General features: G+C 71.1%; 13 protein-coding genes. 7 read left to right on the forward strand and 6 right to left on the reverse strand.

Going from position 1 to position 14,438, the window contains the following annotated elements; translation table 11 throughout:
* Positions 1–37 precede the first annotated feature (37 nt).
* The gene (locus AC1DG4_RS01415) at positions 38–2,434 is read left to right on the forward strand and encodes a heavy metal translocating P-type ATPase (RefSeq protein ID WP_477377597.1); all 2,397 of its coding nucleotides are present in this window, start codon (positions 38–40) and stop codon (positions 2,432–2,434) included.
* Positions 2,435–2,604: 170 nt separating this feature from the next.
* Here the strand turns inward: AC1DG4_RS01415 and AC1DG4_RS01420 are convergent, their stop codons facing one another.
* The 3 genes from AC1DG4_RS01420 to AC1DG4_RS01430 form a co-directional block, all read right to left on the reverse strand.
* Positions 2,605–2,970, reverse strand: coding sequence for a Fe-S protein (locus AC1DG4_RS01420; RefSeq protein ID WP_477377595.1), 366 nt, complete (start codon positions 2,968–2,970; stop codon positions 2,605–2,607).
* Positions 2,971–3,067: 97 nt separating this feature from the next.
* Positions 3,068–3,793 carry an SDR family NAD(P)-dependent oxidoreductase gene (locus AC1DG4_RS01425; protein WP_477377593.1) on the reverse strand — a complete coding sequence of 242 codons (726 nt, stop codon included), beginning with the start codon at positions 3,791–3,793 and terminating at the stop codon, positions 3,068–3,070.
* On the reverse strand, positions 3,790–4,500 hold the full coding sequence (locus tag AC1DG4_RS01430) for a hypothetical protein (protein ID WP_477377591.1): 711 nt from the start codon (positions 4,498–4,500) through the stop codon (positions 3,790–3,792). The genes AC1DG4_RS01425 and AC1DG4_RS01430 overlap by 4 nt, the downstream gene beginning before the upstream one ends.
* Positions 4,501–4,553: 53 nt before the next feature.
* Here AC1DG4_RS01430 and AC1DG4_RS01435 point away from each other — a divergent pair, with 53 nt between their 5' ends.
* Positions 4,554–5,030: a MarR family winged helix-turn-helix transcriptional regulator gene (locus AC1DG4_RS01435; protein ID WP_477377589.1), complete on the forward strand. Its 477-nt coding sequence runs from the start codon at positions 4,554–4,556 to the stop codon at positions 5,028–5,030.
* 205 nt (positions 5,031–5,235) lie between these two features.
* Here AC1DG4_RS01435 and AC1DG4_RS01440 read toward each other — a convergent pair whose 3' ends face one another.
* A complete protein-coding gene (locus AC1DG4_RS01440) occupies positions 5,236–6,123 on the reverse strand; it encodes a helix-turn-helix domain-containing protein (RefSeq protein WP_477377587.1) in 888 nt (295 codons plus the stop codon).
* Between the two features lie 176 nt (positions 6,124–6,299).
* Between AC1DG4_RS01440 and AC1DG4_RS01445 the strand changes: the two genes are divergently transcribed.
* The 3 genes from AC1DG4_RS01445 to AC1DG4_RS01455 all read left to right on the forward strand — a co-directional run bounded on the left by AC1DG4_RS01445 (position 6,300) and on the right by AC1DG4_RS01455 (position 10,030).
* Positions 6,300–7,304, forward strand: coding sequence for an aldo/keto reductase (locus AC1DG4_RS01445; protein WP_477377585.1), 1,005 nt, complete (start codon positions 6,300–6,302; stop codon positions 7,302–7,304).
* A 149-nt stretch (positions 7,305–7,453) separates the two neighbouring features.
* A complete protein-coding gene (locus AC1DG4_RS01450; protein ID WP_477377584.1) occupies positions 7,454–8,926 on the forward strand; it encodes an MATE family efflux transporter in 1,473 nt (490 codons plus the stop codon).
* Between the two features lie 201 nt (positions 8,927–9,127).
* Positions 9,128–10,030 (forward strand): VOC family protein, encoded by a 903-nt coding sequence (locus AC1DG4_RS01455; protein ID WP_477377582.1) that lies wholly within the window; start codon positions 9,128–9,130, stop codon positions 10,028–10,030.
* A gap of 99 nt (positions 10,031–10,129) precedes the next feature.
* Here the strand turns inward: AC1DG4_RS01455 and AC1DG4_RS01460 are convergent, their stop codons facing one another.
* Positions 10,130–10,495: a DoxX family protein gene (locus AC1DG4_RS01460; protein ID WP_477377580.1), complete on the reverse strand. Its 366-nt coding sequence runs from the start codon at positions 10,493–10,495 to the stop codon at positions 10,130–10,132.
* A gap of 116 nt (positions 10,496–10,611) precedes the next feature.
* Here AC1DG4_RS01460 and AC1DG4_RS01465 point away from each other — a divergent pair, with 116 nt between their 5' ends.
* Positions 10,612–11,064, forward strand: a complete 453-nt coding sequence (locus AC1DG4_RS01465; protein ID WP_477377578.1) for a winged helix-turn-helix transcriptional regulator — start codon at positions 10,612–10,614, stop codon at positions 11,062–11,064.
* 140 nt (positions 11,065–11,204) lie between these two features.
* On the opposite strand, the gene AC1DG4_RS01470 is transcribed toward AC1DG4_RS01465, so the two are convergent.
* A complete protein-coding gene (locus AC1DG4_RS01470) occupies positions 11,205–12,950 on the reverse strand; it encodes an AMP-binding protein (RefSeq protein WP_477377576.1) in 1,746 nt (581 codons plus the stop codon).
* Positions 12,951–13,179: 229 nt separating this feature from the next.
* Between AC1DG4_RS01470 and manA the strand changes: the two genes are divergently transcribed.
* A complete protein-coding gene (gene manA / locus AC1DG4_RS01475; protein ID WP_477377574.1) occupies positions 13,180–14,385 on the forward strand; it encodes a mannose-6-phosphate isomerase, class I in 1,206 nt (401 codons plus the stop codon).
* The last annotated feature ends 53 nt before the right edge of the window (positions 14,386–14,438 follow it).

Raw genomic sequence — 14,438 nt, forward strand, 5'->3', positions numbered from 1 at the left:
CGCCCCGAACGCGACCGACCCGGAAGGAGATGCACCCATGAGTGCGAACAGCGTGGAGCTCGAGATCGGTGGGATGACGTGCGCCTCGTGCGCGAACCGCATCGAGAAGACCCTCAACAGGATCGACGGCGTCACGGCCACCGTGAACTACGCGACCGAGAAGGCCAAGGTCGACCTGCCGGACGGCTTGGACCCCGCGCTGCTCATCGCACAGGTCGAGGACATTGGCTACTCCGCGGCGCTTCCCGCGCCGCCGGTCGCCGAAGCGCTCTCGGACGGATCGGGTGCGCCGGCGACGGAATCCGTCGACCCGGAGCTGATCTCCCTGCGCACCAGGCTCGTCATCAGCACGGTGCTGGCCGTGCCCGTCATCGCGATGGCGATGATCCCCGCGCTGCAGTTCCCGAACTGGCAGTGGGCCTCGCTCGCGCTCGCCGCGCCCGTGATCGTATGGGGCGCCTGGCCGTTCCACCGCGCTGCGTGGCTGAACCTGCGCCACGGCGCAGCGACCATGGACACGCTCATCTCGATGGGTACGCTCGCCGCGTTCGGCTGGTCGCTGTACGCCCTGTTCTTCGGCACCGCCGGCATGTCCGGCATGAGGCACGAGTTCTCGTTCGTGCTGCAGGCCGGTGACGGCAGCAGCAACATCTACCTCGAGGTGGGCGCGGGCGTGACCGTGTTCATCCTGGCGGGTCGGTACTTCGAGAAGCGCTCCAAGCGGCGTGCGGGGGCGGCGCTGCGAGCGCTGCTCGAGCTCGGCGCCAAGGACGTGGCGGTCCTCCGCCCTTCGACGGGCTCAGGGACCGTCGCCGGCTCAGGGGCCGAGGCCGGTTCGCGGACCGAAGAGGTGCGGATCCCGATCGCGCAGCTCGTCGTCGGCGACGAGTTCGTGGTGAGGCCGGGCGAGAAGATCGCCACCGACGGCATCGTCGTCGCCGGGACCTCGGCCGTCGACGCCTCGATGCTCACCGGCGAATCCGTGCCGGTCGAGGTCGGCGCGGGCGACGTCGTGGCCGGAGCGACGGTCAACGCGGGCGGACGCCTCGTGGTGCGTGCGACGCGGATCGGATCCGACACGCAGCTCGCGCAGATGGCGCGCCTCGTCGAGGACGCGCAGACCGGCAAGGCCGAGGTGCAGCGCCTCGCCGACCGGATCAGCGGAGTGTTCGTGCCGATCGTGATCGCGATCGCCGTGGTGACCCTCGGGGCCTGGCTCGTCGCAGGATTCCCTGCGACGGCGGCCTTCACCGCCGCGGTCGCCGTGCTCGTGATCGCGTGCCCGTGCGCGCTCGGCCTCGCCACCCCGACGGCGCTGCTCGTGGGCACCGGCCGCGGGGCGCAGCTCGGGATCCTGATCAAGGGGCCTGAGGTGCTGGAGTCCACCCGCAAGGTCGACACGATCGTGCTCGACAAGACCGGCACGGTGACGAGCGGCCGCATGGAGGTCACCGACGTCATCGCCGAGGACGGCACGGATCCCGCCGAGCTGCTGCGCCTCGCCGGCGCCATCGAGAGCGCGTCCGAGCACCCGATCGCGCAGGCTGTTGCGCGCGCGGCGGCCGCTGCTCCGGTCCCTGAGCGAGCGGAGCGAGACGAAGGGCCGTTGTCTCCGGTCCCTGAGCGAGCGGAGCGAGACGAAGGGCTGTTGTCTCCGGTCCCTGAGCGAGCGGAGCGAGACGAAGGGCCGACCGTCGAGTCCTTCCAGAGCATCCCGGGCCGTGGCGTGCAGGGCGTCGTCGACGGCCGTGCCGTGCTCGTGGGTCGAGAGGCCCTGCTCGCGGACTGGTCGCAGCACCTGAGCCCGCGGGTCGCGGCGGCGAAGGCCGAGGCCGAGGCCGGCGGCAAGACCGTCATCGCGGTCGGGTGGGACGGATCCGCCCGCGGCGTCGTCGTGATCGCCGACACCGTGAAGCCCACGAGCGCCGAAGCCGTCGCCGCGCTCAAGCGCCTCGGCCTCACCCCGATCCTGCTCACCGGAGACAACGAGGCGGTCGCCCGCCGGATCGCCGCGGAGGTGGGCATCGACGACGTCATCGCCGAGGTGCTCCCCGAGGGCAAGGTCGACGTGGTCGCTCGGCTGCAGGCGGAGGGGCGCGTCGTGGCGATGGTGGGTGACGGCGTGAACGACGCCCCGGCGCTCGCGACGGCCGATCTCGGCATGGCGATGGGCACGGGCACCGACGTCGCGATCGAGGCGAGCGACATCACGCTCGTGCGTGGCGACCTTCGTACCGCGGCCGACGCGATCCGACTCTCCCGCCGCACGCTCGGGACGATCAAGACGAACCTGTTCTGGGCCTTCGCGTACAACGTGGCGGCGGTCCCGATCGCCGCGCTGGGCCTGCTGAATCCCATGCTGGCCGGCGCCGCGATGGCGTTCTCGAGTGTGTTCGTGGTGGGCAACAGCCTGCGCCTGCGCCGCTTCCGCTGACCCCGCGGGCCGCTGACCCCGCGGGCGGCCGACCCCGCGACGACTTACCGTGTCCCACTTCTAGCTGCACCATGTCCCACTTCTGGCTCAGAAAACCCGGAATCAGCAGCCGAAAAGGGGACATGGTGGGTCGCAGACGGGGCCGCCAAGGGCGGGGCGGGGTGCGCCGATCAGGCGCCGTGCCAGAAGATCGCGATGCCGGCGTTCAGCACTGCAAGCGCCCCGATCGTCCAGAAGGCTCCCGCGGTCGGTCGGCCGGCGCGCTCCCGCGTGATGACGACGCCGAAGGCACCGCCGATCGCCAGGGCGACGACGAGCTTCACGCCGAGCTTGACGTAGTCCAGGTGGACCCCGGCGGGGAAGGGGATGGCGAGGAGAAGGCCCGACGCGATCATGACCCCCAGTCCGGCGCGGAACAGGGTGGTGGTGACGTAGCGGCGGCGCACGGCCTGGGCCGCCCAGCCGCCGAGCAGCAGCGCGAAGCCCACGAGGTGCACGAGCACGAGGAATTCGCGCAGCAGGGACAGGGGATCCATGAGTGTTCTCCATTCGGATCGGATCAAGCAGGGGGGATCGGCGCGCCGAGGAGACCCGCTGCGCCGGGGTGATGAGTGGTGGGCCCGTCGCGGGAGGTCAGGCTGCGGCGGTCTTCCCGCCGTCGACGGGCAGGACCACGCCGGTGACGAACGAGGCGGCCGGTGACGCGAGCCAGGCGATCGCCTCCGCGACCTCCTCGGGGCGACCCATCCGCTGCATCGGGACGAACCGGCCGATGCGCTCCCGCACGTCGGCCGGCTGGGTGAGCACGTGCCCGGAGGCGATCGGACCGGGGGCGACCGCGTTGACCCGCACGCCACGGGCGGCCTCGTCGAGGGCCGTCGTGCGCGTGAGACCGACCGCCCCGTGCTTGGCGGCGGCATAAGCAGACATTCCAGGGGCCCCGCCGATGCCCGCGGTGGAGGACACGTTCACGATGGCCCCGCCGTCGCTGATCGCGGCGAGTTCGGCGCGCAGGCACCGCGCCAGCCCCAGGAGATCCACCGTGAGCACCCGCGCAAGCTCCGCATCGTCGATCGCGCTGAGGGGGCGCGGCAGGTGCGCGATGCCGAGATTGTTGACGGCGACCTGGATCCCGTCAGCAGCCTCTCGGGCGAGGAACTCCTCGAGTGCGCCCTCCTCCGAGGCATCGAACGCACCTACCGTCACGTCGCTCCCCGCCGTCCGCAGCTGCGCGGCGAGAGCGTCGAGTGGCTCCTGCCGACGTGCCACGAGGAGCAACCGGCGCCCTTCGACGACGAGCCGCCGAGCGACCGCCTCTCCGATCGCGCCGTTCGCGCCGACCAGGACCGCGCAGCTCATGATCGCTCCTCTGTCGCGACGAGGCGCGGATCACGGCGCGGGCGATCCCGGGGGAGGAGGAACGCGGCGGCGATGAGCCAGGCGCCGCCGCCGAAGCGGACGACCGGCAACAGGGCCTGCAGCGGATCGAGCACGAGGGAGAGGAACGACACCTCGCCTGCGGCGGCGATGACGAGTCCCAGGAGCGCGAGCCATCGCGGCATCAGCCGCAGGATGTACGCGGGGACCGCGACGCCCGCGATCAGCAGGCCCATGCCTACCGCGTAGCCGACGCCGCCGAGGCCGAAGGCGAGGCGGCCGAGCGCCGCGGTTGCGCCCGGATCGGCCGGGTCTGTTCCGGAGGCGATCGACCAGGTGACCAGGGCGGAGAGGAGCAGCAGAAGCGAGGCGGCGATGCCGCCGTACAGTCCGATCACCGGCCCCGGCACCCGCACGCCGAGCCGGAGCTGCCGTGCGTAGACGGACGCGGCGAGGATACCCAGCGGCACGGCCGCGCCGAGCTGCAGGGTCGCCGAGATGCGGATCGGCAGGGCATGCGCCGCGTACCAGGCCGCGACATCCGCGGCGGGAGCGAACGGCGCTGGAGCGGATTCCGCCCCCGCGAGGAGGGTGACGACGCCGGCGATCGTGAGCGCGAAGGTCACGATCGCGAGCGGGCCCAAGGGAGGACCGCCGGGACGGCGGGAGCGCTGTGAAAATTCGGTCATGTAGAAAACGATGCATGCTATGAATCATTCTGTCAAGGGACTATGCTGTGGTGATGGACACCCCCCGCCGACCCGAGCGCACGGGCTTCCTCCTCTCCCAGCTCGGATCGTTCGCGGCCGCACGCTTCGCCGAACTCGTCAAGCCGGCCGGTCTCACGCCGGCGACCGCCGGTGCGCTGCGCATCCTGGCGCGCAATCCCGGACTCAGTCAGCGTGCGCTCGCCGACCGGCTCGGTGCGGTGCCCAGCCGCGTCGTGGTGCTCGTCGACGCGCTCGAGAACGCGGGATTCGTCTCCCGCACCCGCGACCCCGACGACCGCCGGCATCACCGGCTCGATCTCACCGACGCCGGCCGGGCTGCGCTCCAAGGGCTGCGCGCGGCGGCCGAGCAGCAGAACGCCGACGTCCTCGGGCCGCTCGATCCGGCGGAGCGCGAGGCGTTCGCCGCCCTGGTCTCCCGCCTGGCCGCAGCGCACGGCATCGACCCCGACGTGCACCGCGGCTTCAGCGACCGCCCGAACGCGCGCTGAAGCTCCCTCGGGTGCGCCCAGGTCCGACCGCGGACCGCCGACCGCGGACCGTGCAGCGCTGCCCACCGTGTCCCACTTCTGGCTGCACCATGTCCCACTTCTGGCTGCACCATGTCCCACTTCTGGCTCGGAAAACCGGGATTCGGCAGCCGAAAAGGGGACATGGTGCGTCGCAGTACGGGCCCCGGGGGCGGTTCCCCCGGAGTCAGTGCCCTGCGCGGAGCCTCTCCTCCTCGTCGGTCGCTGCCCAGCTGGCGAGCATTCGCAACGCGTCTGCGGATCCGGATCCGGGCTCGGCGGTGTAGACGGCCATCATCACGCCCGGGTCGGCGGACAGGTCGAGGCCCTCGAACGTGAGGTCCAGATCGCCGACGACAGGGTGGTGCAGGCGCTTGACCCCGGTGCGGTGGAACCGCACGTTGTGCGCCGCCCAGAGGGTGCGGAATTCTTCGGAGCAGCCCGAGAGCTCGGTGACGATCGAGGCGAGCGCCGGATCCCCGGGATGCCTGCCGACCTCGGCATGCAGGGTGGCGACGAGGTCCTGCACCACCTGATCCCACTCCCGGTAGAACGTGCGTGCCGCAGGATCGAGGAACGCGAAACGCAGGCTGTTCGGTGCGGCGTGCGCGAACAGCGGCGCGTACAGCGCGCGTCCCAGCCGGTTGGCGCCGAGGTAGTCGAAGCCGCCGCCGCGCACGATCGCCGGTGCGTCGACGATCGCGTCGAGCAATCGCAGCACGCTGGGCCGGAGTGCTGCGGCGCGCGGCCGCAGGGCAGGTGCCGTGCGGGCCGCGCGATCCGCGCCTCGGGCGAGGTCGAACAGGTGCGCGGTCTCGGCCTCGTCCAGTTGCAGAGCCATCGCGATCGCGCCCAGCACGGCGTCCGAGGCGCGGGCGAGGTCGCCGCGCTCGATGCGGATGTAGTAGTCGACGCTCACCCCGGCCAGCAGCGCGACCTCCTCGCGGCGCAGGCCAGGGACCCGCCGGAACCGGCCAAAGGCGGGGAGGCCCGCGTCTTCGGGGGAGAGGCGTGCGCGACGCGAGGTGAGGAAGTCCTGCACCTCGGCCCTGGCGTCCCTCGCGCGCTCGTCCATGCCTCGACCGTACGCCGCCGCGACCCCGCGGTGCCAGGCACTGGCAGTACCCGGAACATCCGGGTCTGGTGCCGGCGGCGAATCAGGAGTCGACTGGAGCAGTCCCGGAAGCACCGGGGCGCAGGACGCACCGGCTGCGATCGCGCGGACCGGATCCGCGACGGAAGGAGACGCGCATGCACACGCGCACACTCGGACACGGCATCGACGGCACAGGCCTCGCGGTCTCGGCGATCGGCCTCGGGGCGATGGGGATGTCGCAGAGCTATGGACCGAACCCGGGCAGCCGGGACGACATGATCGGCGTGCTGCGCTCGGCGCTCGAGCAGGGCGTGACGTTCATCGACACCGCAGAGGTCTACGGCCCTTACGTCAACGAGGAGCTCGTCGGCGAAGCGCTCGAGCCCGTCAGGGACGAGGTCGTGATCGCCACGAAGTTCGGCTGGCACATCGAGGAGGACGGTCGCTACACGGGGGTGGACAGCCGCCCGGAGCAGATCCGCCGTGTCGCGGAGGCCTCGCTCCGACGGCTGCGCACGGATGTCATCGACCTCTTCTACCAGCACAGGGTGGATCCGTCGGTGCCGATCGAAGACGTCGCAGGGACGGTGGGCGAGCTCGTGCGCGAGGGCAAGGTGCGCCACTTCGGCATGTCGGAGGCGTCCGCCGCGACCATCCGTCGTGCGCACGCCGTGTTCCCGGTGACCGCCGTGCAGAGCGAATACTCGCTGTGGACGCGGGATCCGGAGGCGGAGGTACTGCCCGCGCTTGCCGAACTCGGGATCGGCTTCGTGCCGTTCAGTCCCCTCGGCAAGGGTTTCCTGACCGGGACGGTCACGGCGGAGACGTCGTTCGCCGACGGCGACATCCGTGCGACGATCCCGCGGTACACCGCCGACAACCGCGGCGAGAACCAGCGTCTCGTCGACCACGTCGCCGCGCTCGCCGCCGCGAGGGGCGCGACGCCCGGGCAGATCGCGCTGGCATGGCTGCTCGCTCAGGAACCGTGGATCGTGCCGATTCCCGGCACCCGGCGCACGGCCCGCATCGCCGAGAACGCCGGATCCACCGCCGTGGCGCTGTCCGCCGACGAGCGCGCGGATCTCGACTCCCTGGCCTCGCGTCTCGGCGTGGCCGGCGATCGCTACAACCCGGACCAGATCTCCTACGTGGGGCGCTGACGGCTGGCTCAGGCAGAGGACGGCCGATGCGAATCGGTCGTCCTCTGCACTCGGGTGCGGCAGAAAGATCCGATGATTGGATCGACATGCTCGAATCGATTCGATAGGATTGCTCGGTTCCGCTCACCTCCGTCCCCCGAAGAGCACTCATGGCCACGCCCCTCACCACCGGACGCCCCTGGCGCGTCATCCTTGCCTTTGCCGTCCCCCTGCTGATCGGCAACGTCGTCCAGCAGCTCTATCAGTTCGCCGATGCGATCGTCGTCGGCCGCCACCTCGGCGTCGATTCGCTCGCGGCCGTCGGCGCCACGGGCAGCCTGATCTTCCTGCTGATCGGCTTCGCGTGGGGGCTCAGCAGCGGCTTCGCGATCCCGACCGCGCAGGCGTTCGGCGCGGGCGACCACGCGGCCGTGCGCCGGTCCGTCGCCACGGGCACGCTGCTGACCGCCGCCACGAGCGTCATCATCTCGGTCGGCGCCCCGCTCGTGACCGCGCGGCTGCTCGCCCTGCTGCGGACGCCCGAGGTGCTCATGCCGGAGGCGACGGTGTTCACGCAGGTCACCTTCATCGGCGGCAGCACCGTGATGTTCTTCAACTACCTCTCCGCGGTGATCCGATCGATCGGCGACTCCCGCACCCCGCTCGTGTTCCTCACCGTCTCGTGCGCGCTCAACATCGTGCTCGTGATCCTCATGGTCGGCACCTTCGAGTGGGGTGTCGCGGGAGCGGCCTGGGCGACCGTCGTCGCGCAGGGCGTCTCTGTCGTGCTGTGCCTCGTATACGTCTGGCGCAAACTCCCGGTGCTGCACGTGCACCGTGCGGACTGGAGGGTCACCCGCGACGACATCGTCCAGCACCTGCGCCTCGGTCTTCCGATGGGCTTCCAGGCCTCGATCATCGCGATCGGCACGATCACGGTGCAGGTCGCGCTGAACGTGCTCGGCCCGAATGCGGTCGCCGCCTACACGACCGCCTCCCGCGTGGACAGCATCGCGGTCGCGTTCCTCTCCTCGATCGGCCTCGCCGCCTCGATGTACGCCGCGCAGAACCTGGGCGGACGCCGGCCTGACCGCATCCGCCGAGGCGTCACGCAGGCGATCTGGATGGCCGTCGTCACCGCGGTCGTGCTCGGCGCCCTGCTGGTGCTGTTCGGATCCTCGATGGTGCGCGTGTTCATCGGCGACGGATCCGACGAGGTCGTGCGGCTCGCCGCGCTCATGCTGCTGATCAACGGACTCAGCTACACCGCGCTCGGCGTGCTGTTCGTGCTGCGCGGGGTGCTGCAGGGGCTCGGGCACACGCTGATCCCGACGGTCACCGGCGTGATCGAGCTGGTGATGCGCGTGGCCGCGGCGGTCGTGCTGGGCGCCCTCATCGGCTACCCCGGCGTCGCGCTGAGCAACCCGCTCGCGTGGCTGGGCGCCGCGGCGCTCCTCATCCCCGCATACGTGAAGGCGCACCGCGCGCTGGCACGGATGCCCGTGGATCCGATCGAGGTCACTCCGACGACGGCGATCGCCGTGGTCGGCCCCACCGACGGTTCCATGGTCGTCGACGCGGTCATCACCGCGCCGGTGCCGGTGATCAAGGCGAGGTCGCGCCTCAAGGTCGGGCGCCGCTGATGCCGCGCTGCTGATGCCGCGCTGCTGATGCCGCGCCGCTGACGGCCACGTCGCGGTGCGGATCCGGCGGAGACCGCCGCAGTGGGTCGCGTCAAGGCGGCATCATGCGACGGATCTCCTCCGTGCGCTTGCGGTGAGAGCGCGCGGTCGCGCACTCTGGAGTTCCTGGGGGGACCATCGGCGCGCGAGGAGCTTCCCCACATGACTCAGCGGATCATCCCCAACGTCTGGTGCGACCAGGCTGCCGAGGAGGCGGGGGTCTTCTACGCCTCGGTGTTCGACCGCACCACTTCGCGGGTCGTCGCGCGCTATCCCACCGACGGGCTGCCGGAGTTCCAGCGCTCGTTCGCCGGGCAGCCGCTCACCGTGGACGTGTCGATCGACGGCTACCGGATCACTCTCATCAATGCAGGGTCGGAGTTCGTGCCGAACCCGGCGACCTCCTTCCTGGTGAGTGTGGATCCGCACCGCTTCAGCGACGAGGATGCCGCGCGCGCCTGGATCAACCGCACCTGGACCAGGCTCGGCGAGGACGGCCTCGTGCTGATGGACATCGGGGAGTACATGTTCAGCGGCCTGTACGGCTGGGTCGAGGATCGCTACGGCGTGAGCTGGCAGCTGAAGCTGATGGACCGCGACGCGGAGCCCGCGCCGCTGATCACCCCGATGCTCGTGTTCGGCGGGCCCGTGCGGAACAAGTCGCAAGAGGCGATCGCGCTGTACGGCGAGCTGCTGCCGCCGTCGGGGATCACCCGACAGGTCGAGTACACGGTGACGGAGCCCTCGCACGTCGACGAGCCGATCCGGTACTCCGAGTTCCTGCTCGCCGGTCAGCGCTTCGCCGCCTTCGATTCTCCCGTCGACAGGGATTTCACGTTCACCCCGGGGTTGTCCCTGCAGATCGACTGCGACGGGCAGGAGGAGATCGACCGGATCTGGGACGCCCTCAGCGTCGTGCCCGACGCCGAGCAGTGCGGGTGGCTCGTGGACCGCTTCGGGCTGAGCTGGCAGATCGTCCCGGCGAACATGGCCGAGCTGATGCAGCGCCCGGACGCCTACGAGCACCTGATGCAGATGGGCCGGATCGTCATCGCCGACTTCTGACCGGCTTTCGGGCGTTCAGGTCGCAAGAACTGCTGTTCCGGCGGCCGGGAACAGCAGATAATGCGACCCGAACCGGATCCGGCCCCGCTGCCGCCGGGGTCAGCGAACGGCGAGGAAGCCCAGCACCGCGCTCGCCACGGCCAGCGCGGCGAGGACGACGGCCGGGGCGGCCGGCTCCTTGCGGCGCAGGTGCACGACGACAGCGCCGAGCATGATGACGGCGAGACCTGTGCCGGCGAGGGGAGTGAGGATCGGGGCGATCCCGGTCGCGAGCGGCAGGATCAGGCCGACGGCGCCGACGACCTCGAGCGCGGCGATCGCCTTGATCGAGCCTGCGGAGAAGTCGTCCGTCCACGCCATCCCGCGCTCGGCGAGCACCGGCTTCGGGGTGATCAGCTTCATGCCGCCGCCGCCCAGCATGGCGAGGGTGAGCAGCGCGTTGACGATCCAGAGGGCGATCAGCATGACGTTCCTTATTGTTATCGATCGTCACCTTGTTACGATCAGTAAGTAAAGAATGGGGCATGGTGGAGACGCGCGCAAAAGGAACACCGGTGTCACCGGCGCACAGCGGGAGAACCGTGACCGGGCCCGCGGGGTCAGCGCCCGCTCCCGCTTCCGGGGTCGCCGCTTCGGCGCCCGCTCCCTCCGGCCTCGCCGAGTACGAGCGCTCCTGCGAGGGGCGTCCGGGTGGTCCGGAGGCGGGCCGCCTGATCCGCGAGGTGCTCGACCGTGTGGGCGACAAATGGTCGGTGCTCGTGGTCGCGACGCTCGGCGACGATGTCTTGCGGTTCAGCGACCTGCTCCGTCACATCCCGGGGATCTCGCAGCGCATGCTCACGCTGACGCTGCGCCAGCTCGAGCGCGACGGACTCGTGATCCGCACCGCGTACGCCCAGGTCCCGCCGCGCGTCGAGTACCGGCTCACGGCCCTCGGCGCCACGTTCGTCGAGATCGCGCACACGATCGCGCAGTGGGCGATCGCGAACCACTCCACGATCGAGCAGTCCCGCGCCGAGTACGACGCGCGCTGACCGCTGCCCTCTCCTCTGTTCCTTCGGGCGTTCAGGTCGCGAAATCTGCCGCTCCGGACCCCCGGGAACGGCAGAAATCGCGACCTGGGGAGCGCGGAGCGGCCCGAACAAACGCCGAGCGCCGGGCAGCCGGGAGCGAGTCAGCGGTGGTCGCGGTCGTGGTGCTGGCCCGACTCGTCGCCGCTCGAGACGCGCTCGGCCTCGCGAGCCCGCAGATCCACCCGGCGGATCTTGCCCGAGATGGTCTTCGGCAGCTCCGGCACGAATTCGATGATCCGCACCCACAGGTGCGGGGAGAGCTGGCTGCGCGCGTGGGCGAAGATCGAGCCTGCGGTCGCGCTGAGGTCCTCGTGCGCCGACGCGGTCAGCAGCACATACGCCTTCGGCACAGCGAGGCGGGTGGGATCTGGGCTGGGCACGACGGCCGCCTCCATGACGTCCGGGTGCTCCAGGAGCACCGACTCGAGCTCGAACGGCGAGATCTTGTAGTCGGAGGCCTTGAACACGTCGTCCGCGCGGCCGACATAGGTCAGGTACCCCTCGGAATCGCGGGTCGCGATGTCGCCCGTGTGGTGGAAGCCGCCCTCGCGCGATCGCGCGGTGGCCTCCGGATCCGCGTAGTACCCGGCCATCAGCCCGAGCGGACTCGCTGCGAGGTCGAGGCAGATCTCGCCCTCGGCGCCTCCCTCGGCGTCACCGTCGATGCGTGCGCCGGTGACCGGATCCACGAGCACCACCGGATAGCCCGGCAGCGGACGGCCCATGGATCCGTCCTTCACGACCTGTCCCGGCGAGTTGCCCACGCACGCGGTCATCTCGGTCTGCCCGAAGCCGTCGCGGATCGTGCCGCCCCACGCCTGGCGCACCCGGCCGATGACCTCCGGATTGAGCGGCTCGCCGGCGCCGACGAGTTCGCGCGGCGGGTGCGGCAGCCGGCCCAGATCGGCCTGGATCAGCATGCGCCACACGGTCGGCGGGGCGCAGAAGGTGGTCACGCGGTGCGTATCCATGACCTCCATGAGGGTGTTCGCGTCGAAGCGGTCGTAGTTGTAGACGAACACGGTGGCCTCGGCGAGGAACGGCGAGTAGAAGCTCGACCAGGCGTGCTTCGCCCAGCCCGGCGAGGAGATGTTCAGGTGCACATCGTCCTCTCGCACGCCCAGCCACCACATGGTCGACAGGTGCCCGACCGGATACGACACGTGCGTGTGCTGCACGAGCTTGGGCCGGCTGGTCGTGCCGGAGGTGAAGTACAGCAGGCTGGTGTCGCCGGCCGGAGTCGGGCCGTCGGGCTCGAACTCGTCCGGGGCCTCGTTCGATCCCGCGAAGTCGTGCCAGCCCTCCGGGGCTGCGGCGCCCGCACTCTCGGGCACGGCGATCCGCAGGATCGAGGCCGGCAGCTCCGCCACGCGGTCGGCGAGCGCACCGAGCGTCACGACCGCGCGCGCCTCGCCCTTCTCCGCGCGATAGGCGAGGTCGGCGGGGGAGAGCAGCGTCGAGGTGGGGATCGCGACCGCTCCCACCTTGGCGAGGCCGAGCATCGTCTCCCACAGATCGATCGTGTTGCCGAGCATCACGATCACGTGGTCGCCGCGGCGGATCCCGAGTGCGTGCAGCCAGTTCGCGACCTGGTTCGAGCGCCGTGCGAGTTCGCCGTACGACCAGCTGCGGCTGGAGAGGTCGGCGGAGACGATCTGCACCGCCGGCCGGTTCGGCGTCTCGCCCGCCACCACGTCGAACCACTCCAGCGCGAAGTTGAACTCGCCCAGCTCGGGCCAGCGGAACGAGTTGCGGGCACCGGCGTAGTCGGTCGCGTGCGCGAGCAGCAGGTCGCGGGCGGCACGGATCGCGGAGGTCGCCGCGGTCGCGGCACGGGGCTGGCTCATGGAGCCATCTTCGTCGGTCCCGGCGCATTCGGGGAGTGCCGGATCCGGATCCGGAGCGCGGATCCGTGGTGCGGATCCGTGAGAAACCACTTCCAGCATGAGACACCACGTCTGCGGGTAGGTCTCATGCTGGATCTGGTTTCTCGCGCGGGGGGAGGGGTGGACACGGCGCGGCGGGCGACGCGGGCGGGCGTGCGGGGCGGCCGGGCGCCCTCGCTACGCTGGCAGGATGAGCGCACCCTCCCGACCGCTTTTCGTCCCCATCGGCAACGAGCCGCGCGACTACGCCTGGGGTCGCGTCGACGGCGTCGCCGGCGTGCTCGGCACGGCGGGCAGCGGCGGTCCCGAGGCCGAGCTGTGGCTGGGCGCGCACCCCGGATCCCCGGCCCGGACGACGGACGGCGCCCCCTGGCCTACGCTCCTCGACTGGGAGCGGCAGAGCGGGGCGAAGCTGCCGTTCCTGCTCAAGATCCTCGTGTCGGGTGGCCCGCTCTCGCTGCAGGCGCACCCGACGCCGGCGCAGGCCGAGGCCGGGTTCGCCGACGAGAACCTGCGTGGCGTGCCGCTCACCGCCGCGCACCGCAACTACAAGGATCCCTATGCCAAGCCCGAGCTGATCGTCGCCCTCGAGGACGGCTTCGAAGCGCTGTGCGGCTTCCGGCCCCTCGCCGAGGTCCTCGCCGACGTCGATGCCCTGGCCGCACGCTCCGGATCCGACGCCCTCGCTCCCTGGCGCGAAGAGCTGAGCGCGCAGGACGGGCTGCGCGCCGGGTTCTCCTGGCTGCTGGCCGGCGGCGCGGGCGTGGACCTCGCCGTCGCCGCGCTCGTGGCCGCGGCCTCCGGCGACGACCGCTTCGAGCTGATCACGCGCCTCGCCGAAACGTATCCGGGCGACCCCGGCATCGCGGTCGCGCTCATGCTTCGCCACGTCGTGCTCGCCGATGGGGAGTCGCTCTGGCTGCCCGCAGGCAACATCCACGCCTACCTGCGCGGAGCCGGCGTCGAGCTCATGGGCCCGAGCGACAACGTGCTGCGCGGCGGGCTCACCCCCAAGCACGTCGACACCGCCGAGCTCGAGCGGGTGCTGACGTTCACGGCGTCGGAGGACGACCACCTGGTGCCCGTCGAGGTCGCCGAGAACGTGCGCAGCTACCGCCCGCGCATCCACGCCTCGGGTGCCGACGTGCCGTTCGAGCTGCTCGCGATCACCGGCGACGCCGCGATCTCGCTCGCCGGTCCGTCGATCGCGATCACCACGGACGGATCCTTCACGCTGTCCGCCGATGGCACGACCGCCGATGGCGTGACCGCCGATCGCGCGACCGCCGATGGCGCGACCGCCGACGTCCCGCGCGGCGCCGCGGTGTTCGCCACCCGTGCTGCCGACGTGCAGGTCACCGGATCCGGCCGCCTCTGGATCGCGACCGCCGCCTGAGTGCTGCCCGGCCCCGTGTGCTGCCCGCGAGACCGAACCTCCGTCCCGAGACC

This window comes from Microbacterium sp. 05N427, assembly GCF_056397105.1.